General features: G+C 72.2%; 17 protein-coding genes, 2 pseudogenes and 1 riboswitch. Of the genes and pseudogenes, 15 read left to right on the top strand and 4 right to left on the bottom strand.

The window, feature by feature from the left end; genetic code table 11:
• Positions 1-31 precede the first annotated feature (31 nt).
• The 6 genes and pseudogenes from I6J71_RS27665 to I6J71_RS27640 all read left to right on the top strand — a co-directional run.
• Entirely contained in the window at positions 32-775 is a 744-nt protein-coding gene (locus I6J71_RS27665; RefSeq protein ID WP_204089532.1) for an SDR family NAD(P)-dependent oxidoreductase, read from the top strand.
• Between the two features lie 17 nt (positions 776-792).
• Positions 793-1,950, top strand: coding sequence for an acyl-CoA dehydrogenase family protein (locus I6J71_RS27660; RefSeq protein WP_204089531.1), 1,158 nt, complete (start codon positions 793-795; stop codon positions 1,948-1,950).
• Between the two features lie 140 nt (positions 1,951-2,090).
• Positions 2,091-2,495, top strand: a complete 405-nt coding sequence (locus tag I6J71_RS27655) for an ester cyclase (RefSeq protein WP_239153939.1) — start codon at positions 2,091-2,093, stop codon at positions 2,493-2,495.
• A gap of 658 nt (positions 2,496-3,153) precedes the next feature.
• Positions 3,154-4,224, top strand: a complete 1,071-nt coding sequence (locus tag I6J71_RS27650) for a chloride channel protein (protein ID WP_204089529.1) — start codon at positions 3,154-3,156, stop codon at positions 4,222-4,224.
• A gap of 13 nt (positions 4,225-4,237) precedes the next feature.
• On the top strand, positions 4,238-4,813 hold the full coding sequence (locus I6J71_RS27645) for a TetR/AcrR family transcriptional regulator (RefSeq protein ID WP_204089528.1): 576 nt from the start codon (positions 4,238-4,240) through the stop codon (positions 4,811-4,813).
• Between the two features lie 213 nt (positions 4,814-5,026).
• Positions 5,027-5,629, top strand: a pseudogene (locus tag I6J71_RS27640) (isocitrate lyase/phosphoenolpyruvate mutase family protein); the annotation flags it as partial.
• Between the two features lie 244 nt (positions 5,630-5,873).
• Here the strand turns inward: I6J71_RS27640 and I6J71_RS27635 are convergent.
• The 3 genes from I6J71_RS27635 to I6J71_RS27625 are packed head-to-tail and all read right to left on the bottom strand — an operon-like array spanning position 5,874 to position 8,661.
• On the bottom strand, positions 5,874-6,851 hold the full coding sequence (locus tag I6J71_RS27635) for a phosphotransferase family protein (RefSeq protein ID WP_204089527.1): 978 nt from the start codon (positions 6,849-6,851) through the stop codon (positions 5,874-5,876).
• A complete protein-coding gene (locus I6J71_RS27630; protein WP_204089526.1) occupies positions 6,848-8,038 on the bottom strand; it encodes an acyl-CoA dehydrogenase family protein in 1,191 nt (396 codons plus the stop codon). The genes I6J71_RS27635 and I6J71_RS27630 overlap by 4 nt, the downstream gene beginning before the upstream one ends.
• A gap of 11 nt (positions 8,039-8,049) precedes the next feature.
• Positions 8,050-8,661 carry a TetR/AcrR family transcriptional regulator gene (locus I6J71_RS27625; RefSeq protein WP_204089525.1) on the bottom strand — a complete coding sequence of 204 codons (612 nt, stop codon included), beginning with the start codon at positions 8,659-8,661 and terminating at the stop codon, positions 8,050-8,052.
• Between the two features lie 251 nt (positions 8,662-8,912).
• Here I6J71_RS27625 and I6J71_RS27620 point away from each other — a divergent pair, with 251 nt between their 5' ends.
• The 9 genes and pseudogenes from I6J71_RS27620 to I6J71_RS27575 all read left to right on the top strand — a co-directional run bounded on the left by I6J71_RS27620 (position 8,913) and on the right by I6J71_RS27575 (position 16,214).
• Positions 8,913-9,194, top strand: coding sequence for a DeoR family transcriptional regulator (locus tag I6J71_RS27620; protein WP_204089524.1), 282 nt, complete (start codon positions 8,913-8,915; stop codon positions 9,192-9,194).
• Positions 9,191-9,721 (top strand): DeoR/GlpR family DNA-binding transcription regulator, encoded by a 531-nt coding sequence (locus I6J71_RS27615; RefSeq protein ID WP_204089523.1) that lies wholly within the window; start codon positions 9,191-9,193, stop codon positions 9,719-9,721. The genes I6J71_RS27620 and I6J71_RS27615 overlap by 4 nt, the downstream gene beginning before the upstream one ends.
• Positions 9,722-10,118: 397 nt before the next feature.
• Positions 10,119-10,754, top strand: coding sequence for a cyclase family protein (locus tag I6J71_RS27610; RefSeq protein ID WP_239153938.1), 636 nt, complete (start codon positions 10,119-10,121; stop codon positions 10,752-10,754).
• Between the two features lie 106 nt (positions 10,755-10,860).
• Positions 10,861-12,528 (top strand): hypothetical protein, encoded by a 1,668-nt coding sequence (locus tag I6J71_RS27605; RefSeq protein ID WP_204089522.1) that lies wholly within the window; start codon positions 10,861-10,863, stop codon positions 12,526-12,528.
• Positions 12,529-13,015: 487 nt separating this feature from the next.
• On the top strand, positions 13,016-13,612 hold the full coding sequence (locus I6J71_RS27595) for a bifunctional 2-polyprenyl-6-hydroxyphenol methylase/3-demethylubiquinol 3-O-methyltransferase UbiG (protein WP_204089521.1): 597 nt from the start codon (positions 13,016-13,018) through the stop codon (positions 13,610-13,612).
• Positions 13,613-13,723: 111 nt separating this feature from the next.
• Positions 13,724-14,242: pseudogene (locus I6J71_RS27590) on the top strand (class I SAM-dependent methyltransferase); the annotation flags it as partial.
• A gap of 72 nt (positions 14,243-14,314) precedes the next feature.
• Positions 14,315-14,450, top strand: a riboswitch (cobalamin riboswitch).
• Between the two features lie 33 nt (positions 14,451-14,483).
• Entirely contained in the window at positions 14,484-14,693 is a 210-nt protein-coding gene (locus I6J71_RS27585; RefSeq protein ID WP_204089520.1) for a CbtB-domain containing protein, read from the top strand.
• Positions 14,694-14,718: 25 nt separating this feature from the next.
• A complete protein-coding gene (locus I6J71_RS27580; RefSeq protein WP_204089519.1) occupies positions 14,719-15,564 on the top strand; it encodes a CbtA family protein in 846 nt (281 codons plus the stop codon).
• Complete coding sequence (locus I6J71_RS27575) at positions 15,561-16,214, top strand: (2Fe-2S)-binding protein (RefSeq protein WP_204089518.1); 654 nt, start codon at positions 15,561-15,563, stop codon at positions 16,212-16,214. Before I6J71_RS27580 ends, I6J71_RS27575 begins: the two co-directional genes overlap by 4 nt.
• Here I6J71_RS27575 and I6J71_RS27570 read toward each other — a convergent pair.
• Positions 16,108-17,505 carry an MFS transporter gene (locus I6J71_RS27570; RefSeq protein ID WP_204089517.1) on the bottom strand — a complete coding sequence of 466 codons (1,398 nt, stop codon included), beginning with the start codon at positions 17,503-17,505 and terminating at the stop codon, positions 16,108-16,110. The two genes, I6J71_RS27575 and I6J71_RS27570, sit on opposite strands and share 107 nt — an antisense overlap.
• Positions 17,506-18,099: the final 594 nt, after the last annotated feature.

The raw sequence follows: 18,099 nt of genomic DNA, 5'->3' as shown, positions 1-18,099 counted from the left end.
ATCCGTACAGACCGATCGGTACACTCATTTCATGAACGCACAAGACACCACGAACGGCCGGGTCGCCCTGGTCACCGGTGCGTCGCGGGGCATCGGCGCCGGCGTTGCGCGGGAGCTGCTCGACCGGGGCCTGCGGGTCGCCGGCACCTACCGCTCCGGCGGCGACCTCGTCGAGAGGCTCGCGGCGGAGGCGCCCGGTCGCGTGCTCCCGGTGGCGTTCGACCTGGCCGCGCCCGACACGGCCGAGGCGCTCGTCGGACGCGTCGCCGGGCACTGGGGCCGGCTCGACTCGCTCGTGCTCAACGCCGCGGTGTGGCAGGGCGGCAAGCTCGCCCGCATCGACCCGGGCGACTGGTGGCGCGTGATCGAGCAGAACCTGCGCAGCACGGCGGCGCTCGTGCGCGCCGCGATCCCGCGGCTGATCGAGGGAGTGAACCCGAGCGTGGTGCTCGTCGGCTCGGCCGTCGGCACCGTCGGGTTCCCCGGCGACACGGCGTACGCGAGCGCGAAGGCGGCCGCGGTCGGGTTCGCGCGGTCGCTGGCCAAGGAGCTCGCGCCGCAGGGCGTGCGCGTCAACGTGCTCGCGCCCGGGTTCGTCGAGACCGACATGACCGCCGCCATCCCGGACGGCGCGCGGCGCAAGATCGCCGACGCCACCCTGCTGGGCCGCTTCGGAACCGTCGAGGAGATCGCCCGCGCCGCGGTGTTCCTCGCCGAGGACGCCACGTTCTGCACGGGTGCGGTGCTCGCCGCCGACGGCGGGTGGACGTTGTGAAACCAAAGGAGGAAGTCATGACCACTGGCCTGCCCGAAGACGACTACCGCAAGCTGCGCGACGCCGTTTTCTCGACGATCTGGGACGAGCTCGACCCGCTCGAGGAGCAGATCGAGAACACCGAGCACCTGCCCTACGACGTGGTCCTGCCGGCGCTGCGCTCGTGCGGCGCGTTCGGGCTGATCGTGCCGCGCGAGTACGGCGGCTCGGGCCTGTCGATCGCCCAGTACCTGCCGATCCTCGCGGAGTTCGCCAAGATCCAGGGTGGCATCCGCGCGGTCGTGCACGTCCACAACTCCTTCGCCCACGCGCTGTCGGAGTTCGGCGGCGAGGAGCACAAGAAGGAGATCCTGCCGGGCGCGGCGACGGGGGAGAAGTCACTCGCGTTCGCGCTCACCGAGCCCGGCAACGGCACGGGCGCCGACCTGTCGACGACCGCGCGGCGCGAGGGTGACGAGTACGTCCTCAACGGCCGCAAGTGGCTGATCACCAACTCCGACATCGCGTCGCACTTCCTGGTGTTCGCGAAGACGTCCGAAAAGGACGTTTCCGCGATCATCGTGCCGCGGGACACGCCCGGCTTCACCATCGCGCCGCTGCCGGAGACCATGGGCTGCAAGGGCGCCGAGCACGGCGAGCTGACCTTCACCGACGTGCGGGTGCCGGCCTCGGCGCTCGTGGGCGCCGAGGGTGAGGGTGGCGCGCACCTGGAGCGGGCGCTGGAGATCAGCCGGGTGTTCATCGCCGCTTCGTCGCTCGGCACCGCGTCGCGTGCGCTGGAGCTTTCGCTGAAGTACGCGAAGGAACGCGTGACATTCGGCAAGCCGATCGCGTCGCGGCAGGCGATCCAGCGCTACCTCGCCGAGATGGCAGCGGACGTCTACGCGTTGCGCGGCATGCTCGCCGACACGGCGGCCAAGTGGGACGCGGGCAAGCGCATCCCGGCGGAGTCGTCCCTGCTGAAGCAGTTCGGGCTGGAAGCCGTCGGCCGCGTCACCGACCGCGCGCTGCTCGTGCACGGCGGCATCGGCTACACGCGCAAGTACCCGATCGAACGGCTCTACCGCGACGCGCGCCTGAACTGGCTCGAAGAGGGCACACCCACGATCCAGTACCTGGTCGCCGCGCGGGAACTGCTGGACGGCTACGAGTTCGCGGACGCGTTCTCGCTCTGAGGTTCCTCCCGCCGCACCGGCCGGGCGCCCCTTCGGGTGCCCGGCCGGTTTCGTGTGGTGCTACTCGCAAAGACGGGTCCGGAGGCTGTGGCCCGGCTATGTTTGACAGCACTGTCAAACATGACTCGGGAGGAAACCCCATGCCGAACTCGGTGGCACTGGTCGAAGCGTTCTGGGACGCGGTCTGGAACGCCCACGATGCGGACGCCGCGGACGACTTCGTGGTCGAGGATTTCGTCATCACCAACGCGGGCGTGCGCATCGAAGGGCGCGAGAACTTCAAGACGTGGATCCGCGCGTTCCTCGACCAGGTCCTCGACCTGCGCCTCGAGGTCGCCGAATCCTTCCAGAACCACGACGGCAGCCGCGTCGCCTCGCGGTGGACCGTGCACGGCCGCAACAACGGCCTGTTCGGTCTCGAACCGGACGGCCGCCCGATCTCCTTCAGCGGCACCGCCGTGTGGGAGATCGAAGACGGGAAGCTCGTGCACAACCACGTCGAGCGGGCTGCGCACGAACTGCACCAGCGGCTGCTCGCGGCCTGATCACGGTGCTGCGCCCGGGACCGGCGAGTGGCTGCGGCAGGACAGCTGCGTGGCGTCCGGTGGTGGCTGTCCCGCGCGGGCGTTCGACGGCCGGCTTTCGGGTCGCGTCCGGCGGTTGCCGTCACCCGAGGCCTGCTCGCGGTCCGGCGCCGGATGATCGCGGGCGGCTGTGCAGCGGCCGCCACCGGGGGTCGCCGCGCGAACGGTCGTTCGCCGGCCGTCGTGTGGTGCCCCGCGGTGACGGCGAGTGCCCGCGACCGCAACGCGGGGCGGCGCTCGGTGGCGGCTGCCGCACGGGCGGCTTCCCCGTGGCGCCCGGCGACCGCCGCTGCACCGCGGCTGTCCGCGGGCCGGCTTGCGGGTCGGCCGGGCGGTGATCGTGGCGCGAGCTGGCGTGGGTGATCTGGCGACGGTGCGGCGCGTCTTGGTGGTTGCCCGTCGGAGCCTGGCCGTCGCGCTGGCCTTTCTGCCGATCGGTACTCGTGGCTGGGTCGCCGTGTTTTGCCCCGGTCGTGGTCGCTGCGGGGCGACTGTTCGTGGGTTGGCCGTGCGGCGACTTCGCGCGGTGGCCGCTGTTCGCGGGTCGACTGTCTTGCGGCGCAGGGTGGTCACTGCGGGAGCAGGAGTTCGCGAGCCGGCCGCGGCGTGGCCTCCGGTGGTGGCCGCGGTGCCGGCGGGTGCGCTCGCCGGTGTCGCGGCTGTCGTGTTCGGACAGACGGTGGGCGCGCTGCGCGCGGTCGTGGCCGAAGCCCCGGCGGTGGTGGTCGTGCTGGCGCCGGTGGTCGGCGCGCTCGTGTGCGTCGCGCTGGTGCGCCTCGTGCCCGACGCCGGTGGTGGTGGCGTTCCCCAGGTGCGCCAGGCGTTTGCCGCGGGTGCGGCGGCGCGGGGGCGCGTCGCCGGGGTCAAAGGTGTGGCCTCCGGCGTGATGCTCGGATCCGGTGGCTCGGGTGGTGCCGAGGGACCGGTCATCCACATTTCGGCTTCGCTGGGCTCGGCGCTGGCCCGGCTGGCGCGGCTGCCGTCGCGGCCGGTCGCGGCGGCGGCCGTCGCGGGTGGGGTGGCGGCGTCGTTCGGGGCGCCGTTGACGGGAGTGGTGCTGGTCGCCGAGGTGCTCGTGGACGGGCTGGCGGGTCTCGAGCTCGCTGCCGTGGCGGTGGGCGCTGCGGCGGGGGCCGCAGTGGGCTGGTCGCTGCCGGGGGAGCCGATGCGGCTGCCGGACGTGGTGGTGGCGGGATCCCCGTTCGGGGGCGCGGCGGCCGCGCTGTTCGGAGTGGTGCTGGCTTGGTGCCTGTGGGCGGCGGCAGGCCGGCCGGGATGGGTGCGCGCGGTGGTGGGCGGGGTGGCCGTCGGGTTCGTCGTGCTCGCGGTGCCAGGCGTAGCCGGGATCGGTTTGCCGGGTGGCGCGGTGCTGGTCCTCGCGGTGGCGAAGGTCGCCGCGACGGGACTGACGGTGGGCGCCGGCGGCATCGTCGGGACGATCGGGCCGGCCGTGTTCGTGGGCGCCACCGTGGGTTCGGCGCTCCCGATGGCCGGCGGTGCGGCCGCGGGCGTGGCGGCGTGCCTGGCCGCGGCCTCGCGCGCTCCGGCGACGGCGGTCGTCCTCGCCGTCGAGCTGAGCGGCATCGACCTGCTGCCGCCGATCCTGCTCGCGGCGGCCGTCGGCTGGGCCGCGAGCCTGCTCACGCGGCACGGCGTCTTCGACATCTCGCGCACTAAGCTGATCGAGTAAGGAAGGGGTCCTCATGGCAGGTGTCCGGCAGTTCGACGAACGCGCGACCCTCGACCGAGCCCTCGACGTCTTCACCGAGCGCGGCTTCCGCGCCACGTCGATGCCCGACCTCGCCACCGCCACCGGCGTGCAGCGCGGCTCCCTCTACCACGCCTACGGCGGCAAGGAGGAAATCTTCTTGCGCGCCTTCGGCTCCTACGCCGCCCGCTTCCTGGACGGCGCGGCCGAGGCCCTGAACCGCTCCACCCGCCGCGACGCCCTGCTGTCCTTGTTCGACTACTGCATCGAAACCTTCGCCGAAGGCACCCCCTCCCACGGCTGCCTCTCGACCCGCACCGCCATCGAAGCCGCCACCGACTCACCCCGCGCGGAAGCCGCGGTCCGGACGATGCTCGACGCACTGGAGACGCTGGTCTTCACCGCCCTGTCCGCGCTCCCAGGCACGTCCTCTTCGGTCGACCTGCGCGCCGCGGCGCGCCTCGTTGTCACCACCACGCGTGGGCTGGCGGTGATGGAACGGGCGACGTACAGCCCGGCGGAGTTGCGGGCGATCGCGGAAACGCTGGTGACGTCGCTGGTCGGCAGCTGAACCCGGCACAATCCCACGCACGTTGCTCGCGGAGGGCGCGCGGTGGGCCGCGCTTGCAGCCGACGGCCTCTTCGCGAGGATGTCGCCGGAGGGCGAGCAGGTGCCGGCTTGGCGTTCGGGCGGATAGGTTGACGGCATGACTTCCCGTGCCGACAAGGCCAGGCTGCTGCAGGAGCTGCATGCGGCTCCGGAGCTGCTGCTCGTGGTGAACGTGTGGGACGCGATCACGGCGAGGTCGTCGCCGAGACACCGGGGACGAGGGCGCTGGCGACAGCCAGCCACGGGATCGCGGCCTCGCGTGGCTATCCCGATGGCGAGAAGATCCCGCGCGACGAGATGATCGCCGAGGTCGCCTTGATCGTGCGCGTTGCGGGCGACCTGCCGGTGACCGCCGACCTGGAGGCCGGCTACGGCGACCCGGGTGGCACAGTGGCACGGGCGATCGACGCCGGCGCCGCGGGGTGCAATCTCGAGGATCAGATGAAGCCGCTGGCCGACGCCGTGAAGGCGGTCGAGGCCGCCGTGGCCGCCGCCCAGAACGCGGGTGTCGACTTCGTGCTCAACGCCCGCACCGACGCGTTCGTCAAGGCCGGCGACCGCGACCCCGACCCCGACGAGGTGCTCGCCGACGCCATCGCCCGCGGCCGCGCCTACCTGGAGGCGGGTGCGTCGAACTTCTTCGTGCCCGGTCTGCTCGACGAGGGGCAGGTGGCCCGCCTGGTCGACGCGATCGGTGAGCGCAAGGTCAACCTGATCGGCGTGCCCGGCTCGATCCCGCCGGCGCGGGCGCAGGAGCTGGGGGTCTCGCGGGTGTCCTACGGCCCGTGGAGCCAGAACGTGGCCCTCACTGCTCTCGCGAAGCTCGCCGAGGACGTCTACGCGGGCGGCGGCCTGCCGTCGGGCACACGCAAGCTGAACTGCTCCACGTCCGGCCCCGGAAGGGCGAAACCCGCCGGGACCGGACCCGTTCATCCGCCCCTGCGGCGATCTCGACTGCCGGCACCGCCCGGGGCACCTTCGCGCCTTTGGCCGAGGCAGCTGGCCGCTGCGTCAAGAAAGGTCAGCGGCCAAGCACCGCAAGCCCTTCGGCAACGAGCCCCGGCACTGCCTCGCCCGCCGATGCGTGGCCCGGTTCGCTGCCCGCCCCAGCGAGGTAGCGGGCGCGGATACCCTCGGCGATCACCGCCAGTTTGAAGTACGCCAGCCCCAGGTACGTGGAGAACTCGCCCAGATCGCGGCCCGACGCCGTGGCGTAGTCCTGGGCGAGAACGTCGGGGCCGGGCCAGCGCGGGCTGGTGCTCGCGGCCGGTTCGCCGACCACATGGTCGAACGCGGGATGTTGGTAGGTGCACATGGTGGCCACGTCGGTCAGCGGGTCGCCCAGGGTGGACATTTCCCAGTCGACCAGGGCGAGCATGTGGGAGGGCCGCGCAGGGTCAAGGAGGGTGTTGTCGACGCGGTAGTCGCCGTGGACGATGGTTGCCGGCGCGGGGGGTGGGGTGCGGTCGGTGAGGCGGGCGTACAGGCGGTCGAGGTCCGGGAGCTCGCGGGTGGCGACGTGGTCCCACTGGCGGCGCCAGCGTTTCACCTGCCGGGCGAAGAAACCGTCCGGACGGCCGAAGTCGCCCAGGCCGATCTCCGCGTAGGGCACCGCGTGCAGGGCCACGAGGACGCGGATCAGTTCGCGGTGGACGTCGGCGACGTCCACGCCGTCCAGGTCCGCGCGCGTGCGCAGGACCCGGCCGGGCACGAAGCCGACGACGATGAGGGGGCCGGTTTCGTCGGCGAGGACCGTGGGGGCCACCGGGATGTCGGTGGCCTGCAGCGCGTCGACGATGCGGTACTCGCGCAGCACGTCGTGGGCCGACGGGGTCAGGCCCGCGACCGGCGGGCGGCGCACGACCCAGGCCTGGACGTCGTCGCTGACCTTGTAGGTGAGGTTCGAGCGGCCGCCGCTGATCTCGTCGGCGCGGAGGTCACCGGTGATGGCCACGCCGTGTTCGGTGAGCAGTGCACGCAGCCGTGCGAGGTCGATCACCGGGCGAACCCGTCGCGCGCCCGCCGGGCGGCCCGCTTCGCGAGCGCCCACCGGTGTACCTCGGACGGCCCGTCGTAGATCCGGAACGGGCGGACCTCCCGGTAGATCCGCGCGAGTGGCAGGTCCTCGGAGACCCCGAGCCCGCCGTGCACCTGCACCGCCCGGTCCACGATCCGCCCGACGGCCTCGGAGACGAACGTCTTAGCGATGGCTGTCGAGTCGCCGGCGCTCTCGCCGTGGTCGAGCTCCCAGCACGCGCGCAGGATCAACGCGCGCGACGCCGCCAGGTCGATCTCGGAGTCGGCGATCAGCTGCTGCGTCAGGCCCAGGTTCGACAGGCGCTCGCCGAACGCCTCGCGGTCCACCGCCCGGCCGAGCGCCAGTTCGTGGGCGTGGCGGGCCGCGCCGAGCCAGCGCATGCAGTGCGTCATGCGGGCGGGGCCGAGGCGCACCTGCGCGTACTCGAACCCGCGGTCCAGCTCGCCCAGGACCGCGTCCTCGGACACCACGCAGTTCTCGAACCGCACCTCGCAGTGCCCGCCGGCCATGCTCTTGTCCATCGTCGGCACGTGCCGCTCGAGGATCATCCCCGGGTTGTCCGCGTCGACGAGGAACATCGTCGCTCCGCCCCGGGCGCCGGGCTCGCCCGACGTCCGCGCCATCACGATGCTGAACGCCGCGCCGTCCGCGCCGGTGATGAACCGCTTGAGCCCGTCGATCCGCCAGCCCGCCTCGACGCGCGTGGCGGTCGTGGCCAGCGCCCGCGGGTCGGAACCCGCGCCGGGCGCGGGTTCGGTCATCGCGAAGGCGGAGCGGACCTCGCCGCGGGCGAGGGGATCGAGGTAGGCCTTGCGCTGCTCGGGCGTGGCGACGCGGTCCAGCAGGTGCTGGTTGCCCTCGTCCGGTGCCGCGCAGTTCACCGCGATCGGGCCGAACAGCGAGTACCCGGCCTCTTCGAACACCGGTGCGCGTTCGACCATGCCCAGGCCGTGCCCGCCGTACTCGGCCGGCAGGTGCGGGCCGAACACACCGTGGGCCTTCGCGGCGTCCTGCAGTTCCCGCCGCCAGTCCTCGCCGTCGGGCGCGACGCCGTGGTGGCGCTCCTCGACGGGCAGCACCACCTCCCGGACGAACGCGCGGGTCTTCTCGACCAGCTCGGTAGTGGCGGGGGCGAAGTTCAGATCCACAGTGGACTCCCTCAGGGCCGGGCGGCGCGGGCTTGCCGGGCGCCGGGGCTGGCGGCGCCGTCGAGGAACACGCTGGAGAGGAACCGGGCCACCTCGCGCGGGCTCATGTCGCCGGCGGGGTCGTACCAGAAGATGGTCCAGTTCAACGAGTTGAGCAGGGCGAGCGTGAGCCGGCGGGCGCTGAGGTCGGTGCGCAGCAGGCCCCGGGACTGGTCGTGCTCGACGGCGTCCTGCAGCACCCGCTCGTAGGTGTCGCGCAGCCCCATCACGTCGGTCAGCCGGTCGCCGGTGAGCGAGCGCAGTTCGAACAACATCACCGAGTGCAGGTCGCGGAACTCCAGCGCGCTCTCCACGTGCGCCTCGATCATCGCCTCGAGCCGCTCGGGCCCGCCGACGTCCGCGGCGGCCTGCTCGACGCGCCGGGTGATGTCGCCGAGGCTCTCCCGGCAGATCCCGTGGAGCAGGTCTTCCTTGGCGCCGATGTGGTGGTACAGCGTCGCCTTCTGGATGTTGAGCAGTTCGGCCAGCTCGCGGGTGGTGGCCGCGGCGTAGCCCTTGCGCCGGAACAATGCCGCCGCCATGACGAGGATGCGGTCGGCCACAGCCGGCGAAGCGCGGTTCATGGGAGCCGACGCTAGGCGGGCGCACCCCTGCGCGTCAACCGGGCGCCCGGTCGGTTGCTGGCGGGCAGTGGCCGCGGCTAATGTTCGTTTATTGACACGAATTAACAACGCAGCTAGCGTCGGGCGAGCGCGCGCGAGGGCGCCGGTCCGGCCACTACGGAGGTCCGAGGCCCGCTCGCGTGCGTCGGGCTCCGTGGTCGAGCGCCCCCGGGCCCGGCGGTCGGTCCCGGGTACCGACCCGGAGGAGCACCGTGTCCCCTGAGACCCAGCCGTCTCCCGCCGAGGAGCGGCGCAGCCGCCTCGTCGGGCTCGTCGAGCAGCAGGGGTTCTGCACCGTCGCCGAGCTGTCGAAGGTGCTCGGCGTCTCGGAGATGACCATCCGGCGCGACGCCCGCAAGCTCGTCCGCGAGGGCCGCATGCGCAGCGTGCACGGCGGGGTCACCATGCTGCCCGCCGCCGCGATCGACGGCACCGACTTCCGCGCCCGCTCCGGCCGGCACAGTGGCGCGAAGCAGGCCATCGCGCGGCGGTGATCGAGCTGCTGCCCGACGGCGGCGCGGTCGCGTTCGACGCCGGCACCACCACCAACGCGGTGGCGAACCTGCTGCCGCCGACGCTTCGCCTGCAGGTCGTCACGGCGTCGCTGCCGATCATCAACACCTTGCTGGGCAAGGAGAACCTGGACGTGATCAGTCTGGACGGAACCCTGCACCAGAGTTCGCAGTCCTTCGCCGGGCCGATGACGCTCGCGGCGATCAGGGAGCTGCGGGTGCGCACGCTGCTGCTCGCCGCGTCGAGCGTGACCACCGAGGGCGTGTACTGCGGCAACCACTTCGACGCCGTGTCGAAGCGCGCGCTCGTCGACGTCGCCGACGAGGTGATCCTGCTGGCCGACTCCAGCAAGTTCGCGAGCTCCGCGATGGTGCGGGCGTGTTCCCTCGACGATGTCGACGTGCTCGTCACCGACGACGGGCTGTCCGAAGAACACCGCGCGGCGCTGGCCGAACACCACGTCGAGGTCCGCACGGTCGCCGTCGACGAGGACCACGCCATCGCCTGAACCACGAATGGTACGTTCCTAGCACCAGGATGTTAGTTTATTGACATCGCGTCCTGAGCCACTTATAGCGTGGTTCGTCGTGAGCGATCAGCCGGTGGCACAGCTTTCCGAGATCCTGTCCGGGGCCCCACGAACTGGGGCGGTGGGGCGCGGAGGACGAGATCGGGGCGCTGAACCCGCTCGGCCGCGAACAGGTTCACGCCACCGCGGCCAGCCTGCGCCAGGGCCGGGCCTTCACCCTCCAGACCCGCATGGGAGACCCGGCGGGCGACCCGTTCGCACCGCACCGGCAGCAACCGGTGCGGGTGAACGTCCAGGACCAGGGGACATGGCGCGGCGGGCTGGCGCCGGACATCCCCGGCGGCGGCCGGTTCGCCGACGACTACCTCACTACCACGTGCAGGGGTCCACCAACTACGACGCGCTCGGTCACGTCTGGTACGACGACCGGCTCTACAACGGCTACGACGCCGACACCACCATCGGCGGCCTCGTGCGCGACAGCATCCTGCCGATCGCCGAACACGGCGTCGTCGGCCGCGGTGTGCTCGCCGACCTCGCGCGCCACCGCGGGAAGCGCTATCTCGCCAGCGGGGAAACCTACACCCACCACGACATCGAGGCCGCCGCCGAGCAGCAGGGCGTCGAGCTGCGCAAGCGCGACATCCTCCTCGTGCGCACCGGCCGCACGGTGTTCTTCCGCGAGACGCCGACCGCCGAATTCCACGCGAGCTGGCCCGAACCCGGTCTCGTGTACTCACCCGGTCTCGCCGAGTGGTTCCGCGACCGGGAGATCCCGAACATCGGCTCCGACACGATCGGGGTCGAGACCTCCCCTCGACCCCGCCGCCGGGGCGAAACTGCTCGTCCACAGTGCACTCATGCGCAACCTCGGTGTGCTGTTCCTCGAGATCTGCGACCTCGAAGCGCTGGCCGACGACTGCGCGGCCAGTGGGACTTCTTCTACGTGGCCGGGCCGCTCAAGATCGTCCACGCCACCGGCGGCCCGGTGAACCCGGTCGCCATCGAGTAGGCACGACCAGAGCGCAACCGTCGCGCAGGAACGGTTCCCGGTCCGGGAACCGGTGCTCGACCCGCGCGAAAACCACGAGTCCAGGAGACGGAGAGGACCGCTCGTGATGGGTGTCGACCAGGCCCTCGTGCCGGAGCAGGAGATCCGGGCGGCGCAGGAGAGCTTGCGCAAGGTCCGCGCCCGCGGGGTGCGGTGGCTGCTCGACCGCGTCGCCGACGACGGCAAGCCCGGCGCGGCCGACATCCGCAACGGCTACTACCGGATGCCGTGGGTCTTCGCGGTCGTCGGCGAACGCGAGGTCGCGGCGCGGGTGCTGTCGTGGATCGAGCGCACCACCCTGACAGCGGAAGGCGATCTGCGCGAGGGCGTGCCGCGCGAGGCTTTCGTGCACCGGTGGGCGACCTACCCGCACTCGTTGCTGGCTCAGGGGGCGTGGGCGCTCGAACGCTACGACACCGCGCTCGCGCTCGTGAACACCATGCGCACCACGTTCCAGGACCCCGAGACCGGTGGGTCGTACATGGAGCGTCCGGAAGCGCGCAGCAGACGGCAGTTCATCTTCCCCACGGCGCAGATGGGGCTCGCCGCGCTCGCGAGTGGACAGTCCGATGTGGCCGAAGGCGCGTTCGGCTGGTTCGACCGCCTGTGGGCGGCGCAGCCGGAGCTGCCGGACGTGCTCTACGCCTCGGGGGGACCGCAGGGCCTGCGCACCGTGGCCGACCACGACGACGAGTTCATCGGCAAGGTCGACTTCCGGCAGCCGCGCCAGGCCTTCTACAACCCGGGCATCAGCGCGGCGTTCCTGAGCCGCTGCTACATGGTGACCCGCAACGAGCGGGCGAAGGAGATCGCCACCGGCATCCTGAAGCTCTCGGCCGGCGGGACCCAGGACCAGTACAGCTGGTGGGAGTCCAGGCAGATCTGCAAGTTCGGCTGGGGTTCGGCGATGGCGGCCGAGATCGACCCCGCCGGCGATCACATCCGGCATGTGCTGCGCATGGCCCGCTGGTACGTCGAATCGCAGCGCGAGGACGGCAGCTGGGTGCCGAGCGGGTTCCTGGTGCCCGAGCCCGACGACAGCCACGCCATCGAGAAGACCACCGAGCACACCCTGTGGGTGAGCCTGATGCTGACGACGCTCGCCGGCGCCACCGGCCGGGGCCCCGTGGCCGCCGGCCGCAGACCGGAACCCCGTCATGACCACTTCGGGCGCGTTGCTCGCCGTGCGCGACGCGTGAGCCACAGCGGGGGAACCGGCGGCTTCAGCGCCGGGGTGACCGTTGGTCACCACCGCGGGCGCGCCGTCGCGATGCTCGTCAGCAACCAGGGCAGCCCCGCCTTCTCCTTCCGCCTCGGACACGCCGCGCGGCTGGTGTTGGGCAGGCGAAGACCCCCGGCGCGCGAGCGCGCCGGCACCGTGGCCAGCCTGGCGCACCGACGCCGTCGCGATCGCCCGCGCATCAGTGGCCGGGCACGTCGCGCAGGTGCACGCCCGGCTGGCCCCGGGCGGCTCGCGGCAAAGATCACCGAGCACCACCTCGGCCGCGTGTGGACGCCCCGGCTCCAGCCCACTGGGCCCGCACCGGACATCACGGTCGTCCACCACGAGATCGCCGCGTCCGGAGCTGTCGTGGCGGATGTCGCGATCACCTTCACCGCCACCACCCAGCGCGTGCGGATGATCGTCCTGCCGTCCGGCGAGCTCGGCGGACGGTGGGGCACAGGGCGAGCCCGGCGACGACGGGCAGCAGCGTGCACGCCACAGGCGCGATGAGCCGGCGGTCACGGCACCGGCACTGCTGCCACAGCTGCGCGGCGAGTGCCGCGAGACCGAACCCGCTCACCACCACGGCGAGACCCACGAGCGGCGCGCCGCCGACGGACGCCAGCGACAGGTACGCGCCTTCGGGCTGGTCGAGCGCGGGGTCGTCGCCGTCGACGGCAGTGGCGGTCTCGGGCCACACGAGCAGGTCGGGTTTGGGGACCTGGCCGGTCTGGATCTGCGCCAGCAGCTTCGAGCTCTCGGCGAGGTGGTTCTGCCGCCGGACGTCTCGCCGGCCTTCCAGCGCGATGCCGATGTCGGGTGCGTTGGCCTGCACGGTCGCGACGGTGAGGGACCCGTCCGGCGGTCCCGGCGGATCGGCTCTCCTCCCGCCCCGGCGGCTGAATCGGTTTTGCTCGCTCGGCAAACCAATTTGGCCCCCTCCCACCCGCGTGGTTGGTTGGTTCCGGGGAGACCATCACAGCCGAAGGGGACGCCGATGACGGACCAGGGTCAGGACTGGGACGGGATGTACCGCAGCCGGGAGCAGGTGTTCAGCGGGGAGCCCAACGCGGTGCTCGTGGCGGAAGCCGCCGGGATCACGCCGGGGCAGGCGCTTGACGTCGGGTGCGGGGAGGGGGCCGACGCGGTGTGGCTGGCGCGCCGGGGGTGGCGGGTGACCGCCGTGGACGTGTCGGAGACCGCGCTGCGGCGCGGCGTCCGGAGCGGGCGCGACGTGGCCGAACGGATCGCCTGGACGCGAGCCGACCTGAGCAGCACGGCGATGCCGGCGGGGGCGTTCGAGCTGGTGTCCGTGCAGTACTTCCCACTGCGGAAGCAGGACGAAGGCGCACTCGACCGGCTGCTGGCCACCGTGGCGCCCGGCGGGACGCTGCTGGTCACCGGGCACGATCCAGAAGACGAGGGCGTCGACTACGGCGACTACTACCGGCCCGACGAAATCGCCCGGAGGCTGGCCGGGTGGACCGTCGAGGTGCACGAGGCACGCCCGCGCACCACGCCCGGGCCTGAAGGGACTCACCACACGCGCGACGTGGTCCTCAAAGCGATTGCCCCGCAGCAGTCCACGGAGTGAGAATCGCGGCATGGGCCGCGAGCCGACGAGTCACGAGGCAGCACAGGGCGCCCCTGGGACGCTTCGTACGAGGACGGGCCGGCGCCGTGGGACTTCGGCGGGCCGCAGCCGGCGTTCGTGCACACCGCGGACGAGGGCGGGTTCACCGGCGAGGTCCTCGACGCGGGGTGCGGCTCGGGGGAGAACGCGCTGCTCGTCGCGGCGCGAGGGCTGCACGTGCTGGGTGTCGACGTCGCCGAAACCGCGCTGAACAGAGCCCGCGAGAAAGCCGCCGGCCGGGGCCTCGCGGCCGAGTTCGCGACCGCCGACGCGTTGCACCTCGAGGACCTCGGCCGCCGCTTCGACACCGTGCTCGACTCCGGGCTGCTGCACACCTTCGACGCTGCCGAGCGGGCCCGCTACGTCGCCGCGCTCGCGGCCGCCACCAATCCTGGCGGCACGCTGTACGTCCTCTGCTTCAGCGATGCCGGACCGGACACCGGACCGCACCCCGTCACCGAGGCCGAGCTGCGCGAAGCCTTCACACCCGACACCGGCTGGCGCCTCGCGAGCCTCGAACGCGAGCGCGTGCACACGCGTTTCCACGAGCACGGGGCCCCGGGCTGGTTCGCGACGGTCCAGCGGCTCTGAATTGCTCCGTCGGGTGCTGATCCCGGCCGTCCGACCCGGCGAAGAGGCACGGAACACCCGCCGGGCGATTGACGCGCGGACAGCCGGGGCCGTACCGTTCTGCCCGCGTGACGGCTACTCGGAAGCCGGTGTGAATCCGGCACGGTCGCGCCACTGTGAGCCCGAAAACGAGGGCGAGTCAGGTCGAGCAGCCGCCACGGGTCCACCCGCAAGGGACGCGTCATCCCGAAGGAGACAATCGATGGCCACCATCCCGGCCGACCGCTCGACCCCGGTCGTCCTGCCCGTTTCGAAGGCCGCGCTGTGGCTCGGCCTGAGCGTGGCGGCGGCGCTGCTGCTCTACTACTTCATCGGTATCGACCAGGGCGCGGTCTCGCTGTTCGGCAGCGACACCCACGTCCACGAGTTCGTGCACGACGCGCGGCACTTCCTCGGCTTCCCCTGCCACTGACGCGCACGGAAACGGACAACCGAACATGGAGAAGAAGCTCGTCCTGCGCGGCCTGCTCGCCGGCGCGCTGGGCGGTCTGCTGGCGTTCGTCTTCGCGCGCATCTTCGCGGAGCCGCAGATCCAGGCCGCCATCGACTACGAGTCCGGGCGAGACGCCGCCGAAGAAGCCCTCAACCACGGCGGCCTGGCCGGCATGGAGCACGACGGGCCGGAGGTGTTCAGCCGCGCCGTGCAGGCCAACGTCGGCATCGGTGCGGGAATGATCCTCTTCGGCGTCGCGATGGGGCTGCTGTTCGCGGTGGTCTACACGGTGTGCCTCGGCCGCGTCGGCCAGGTGCGGGCCCGCGTGCTGGCCCTGCTCGTCGCCGGCGCGGGGTTCCTCTCCCTCTACCTCGTGCCGTTCCTGAAGTACCCGGCCAACCCGCCCGCCGTCGGCCACGCCGACACGATCGGGGCGCGCTCGGGCCTCTACCTCGTGCTGGTCGCGGCGTCGATCATCTTCCTCGTCGGCGCCGTGCTGCTGGGCCGCCGGCTCGCACCGAAGCTCGGCACCTGGAACGCGACGCTGGTCGCGGGGGCCGCGTTCGTGGTCGTGTCGGCGGTCCTGATGGCGCTGCTGCCGTCGCTGGGCCAGCTGTCGGCCAACGTCGCCGAGTACGGCGGGCAGGCCACCGAAACGCCGCTGCCGCTGAAGAACGACGCCGGCGCCATCGTGTACCCGGGTTTCCCGGCCGACACGCTGTTCGCGTTCCGCCTCAACTCGGTGCTCGCGCAGCTGATCCTGTGGACCACGATCGCGCTGGTGTTCGGCCCGCTGGCCGAGCGCGTGCTCTCGGGCGGCCGCAAGGAGAAGGCCACCGCCGCCGCGTGAACCCGTTCTTCACTTTCGGCACGCACACCGCGGGCGACGAGCCCGCGGCGTCGTGGCGTCCGCTGGCAGAAGTCCTCGACGACGGGCCCGTGCTGCGTGAGCGCGTGGCCCGGGTCCGGGCCGTCCTCGCCGCCGGGGGAGGCGACGTCGAGCTGCGCGTCGCCGCCTCGGTGGCGCACCTGGGCCTCGCGGCCCGCCTGCTCTCCCCGGCCCTGGCTCTGGCAGCCGAGGGCAAAGGCCCCGACTACGCCGGCGCCTGGTGGCAGCCCGAGGTGGGCGGCGCGTTCCCGCTGTCCCTGCCGGCGCCGAAGAAAACCGCCGACGTGGTCGGGCACTTCGCCCGCCACGTCCTCGACGGTCCGATCGCCCGCCTCGACCACGCCCTCGGCGCCTTCTCCGTCGCCGCGGCCATCCGCCGCGGCAACGTCGCCTCCGCGCTCAACGGCGCCGCCACGATGCTCCGCCAGGAGCATCCGGAGTGGACGTCCGAAGTGGACACGATCGTCGAGCAGATCTTCGCGCTGCCCGTCCTCGCCGGCACGTTCACCCGCGAGGGCGGGCGTTTCCGCCGCCGCAGCTGCTGCCTGATCTACCGCGCCGCGCCGGATCACGACGGGCCGAAGTGCGGCGACTGTGTCCTGCTCGGCTGACACCGATCAGCTCCGCCGCGGCGCCAGCAGCAGCGCGGTGAACGTGACGGCACACGCCAGCACGATGTAGAGCGCGATCACCCACGACCCGCCGAACCCGGCGAACAGCGCGGCCGCGATGAACGGCGCCGGACCGCTCGTGATGAGGCCGCCCACCTGGTAGGCCGACGGACACACCCGTGTAGCGGTGTTCGGCGCCGAACAGCTCGGCGAGGAAACCGGCCATCGCGCTGTAGGTGGTGGCGTGGCCGAGGGTGAACAGGAGGAACATCGCGACGAGCACGGCGACCGGAGCGCCCGTGTCGAGCAGCCAGAAGAACGGGAACGCCACGGCGGCCGAGTACACGGCGCCCACGAGGAGCACCTTGCGGCGGCCGATGCGGTCGGCGCTGATCGCGACCAGCGGCACCGCGGCGATGTCCACAAGGGACGCGATGATCAGGCAGGTCAGCACCGTGCCGCGGGAGACACCGGCTTCGCCCGGGCCGTAGGAGAGCACGAAAACGCTCGCGATGTAGAACGGGATGTTCGTGCCGGCCTGCGCGAAGATGCCGACGAGCACCGCGCGCAGTGAACGGCGCAACGTGTCCTTAAGCGGGAACGACGGCACCTCGGCGCGGGCGAACTCCGGCGTCTCCTCGAGCCGCGACCGCACGTACAGCCCGACGGCGATCAGCACCGCGCTGGCCAGGAACGGCAGCCGCCAGCCCCAGCTCAGCAGCTGGTCCTTCGGCAGCTGCTGCACCGCGAGGAACGCCCCGGCCGACAGCACGAGCCCCGCGGGCACGCCGGCTTGCGGCCAGCTGCCGTAGAACGCGCGCCGGTTCGGCGGGGCGTGCTCCACGGCCATGAGCACGGCACCGCCCCACTCACCGCCGACCGCGAAACCCTGCAGCAACCGCACCAGCACCAGCAGGAGCGGCGCGGCGACGCCGATCTGCGCGTAGGTCGGCAGCAGGCCGATGGCGACCGTCCCGCCGCCCATCAGCAGCAGCGACAGGAACAGCATCCGCTTGCGGCCGACGCGGTCGCCGAAGTGCCCGAACACGATGCCGCCGAGCGGGCGCGCGACGAACGCGACGCCGAATGTCGCGAAAGCCGCCAGGGTGGCGGCGAGCGGGTCGAGGGTCGGGAAGAATTCCTTGTTGAACACGAGCGTCGCGGCCGAGCCGAAGAGGAAGAAGTCGTACCACTCGATGGCGGTCCCGACGAAACTCGCGAACGCCACGCGCGCGGGTTTTACCCGCGTCGCCTGTTGCTGATCGACAACCACGACAACCTCCAGCGTCATCGGTGAGAGGGCACGGTCGCGCGCGGCACGGGCCCGTGCCGGCGCACTGGCCGAGGAGTGGACACCGCGGTCCCGGCGCGTACCGGGACGAGCGGCGGACGCCCAGGCCGCCGATCTTCAACGCCGTGACCTGGGGCGTTGCGCGGAACGATACCTGTATTGACCGATCGGTACAAGACCTTGGGAGAAGTCGATCTAGGCGCGCTGGACGGCTCGTGTTCAAGCGGTCCGGCACCACTCGGCGGCGCCGGTGGGTGCGGGCGGAAAACAACGATCGTGAACGCGCGGCGCCGTGGTCGCGGGGGCCGGCCGAGTGAACTTGGTCCGGACCACGGCAGGCTGGGCCGGTGCCTCGAGAGGACCGCAGGAGCGCCGGGTGGGCACGTGTCCCACTCGACGCCCGTGGTGGCGCGTGGCCGGGATCGCCACAGCCCGGGCGCGGGGCCGACCTCCCTGTGCGGCAGGGGATCCAGGCGGGGTCACGTCCGCCTGTGGGCCATCGGCGTGCTCCGCGTTCGCCACCGTGGCCGGTTGCGCCCGCGCCGTACACTGGGATGCGACCGGCAGATGAGTACTGAGTGGACAGTCGGCGAC

This window comes from Amycolatopsis sp. FDAARGOS 1241 (genome assembly GCF_016889705.1).
Classification (GTDB): domain Bacteria; phylum Actinomycetota; class Actinomycetes; order Mycobacteriales; family Pseudonocardiaceae; genus Amycolatopsis.
This window is presented reverse-complemented; position numbering and strand designations above follow the sequence as displayed.

Coding starts and splice junctions, on each gene's coding strand:
- I6J71_RS27665 (WP_204089532.1), top strand. CDS start 32: ATGAACGCACAAGACACCACGAACGGCCGGGTCGCCCTGGTCACCGGT.
- I6J71_RS27655 (WP_239153939.1), top strand. CDS start 2,091: ATGCCGAACTCGGTGGCACTGGTCGAAGCGTTCTGGGACGCGGTCTGG.
- I6J71_RS27605 (WP_204089522.1), top strand. CDS start 10,861: ATGGGTGTCGACCAGGCCCTCGTGCCGGAGCAGGAGATCCGGGCGGCG.
- I6J71_RS27570 (WP_204089517.1), bottom strand. CDS start 17,505: ATGACGCTGGAGGTTGTCGTGGTTGTCGATCAGCAACAGGCGACGCGG.
- I6J71_RS27645 (WP_204089528.1), top strand. CDS start 4,238: ATGGCAGGTGTCCGGCAGTTCGACGAACGCGCGACCCTCGACCGAGCC.
- I6J71_RS27585 (WP_204089520.1), top strand. CDS start 14,484: ATGGCCACCATCCCGGCCGACCGCTCGACCCCGGTCGTCCTGCCCGTT.
- I6J71_RS27625 (WP_204089525.1), bottom strand. CDS start 8,661: ATGAACCGCGCTTCGCCGGCTGTGGCCGACCGCATCCTCGTCATGGCG.
- I6J71_RS27580 (WP_204089519.1), top strand. CDS start 14,719: ATGGAGAAGAAGCTCGTCCTGCGCGGCCTGCTCGCCGGCGCGCTGGGC.
- I6J71_RS27595 (WP_204089521.1), top strand. CDS start 13,016: ATGACGGACCAGGGTCAGGACTGGGACGGGATGTACCGCAGCCGGGAG.
- I6J71_RS27660 (WP_204089531.1), top strand. CDS start 793: ATGACCACTGGCCTGCCCGAAGACGACTACCGCAAGCTGCGCGACGCC.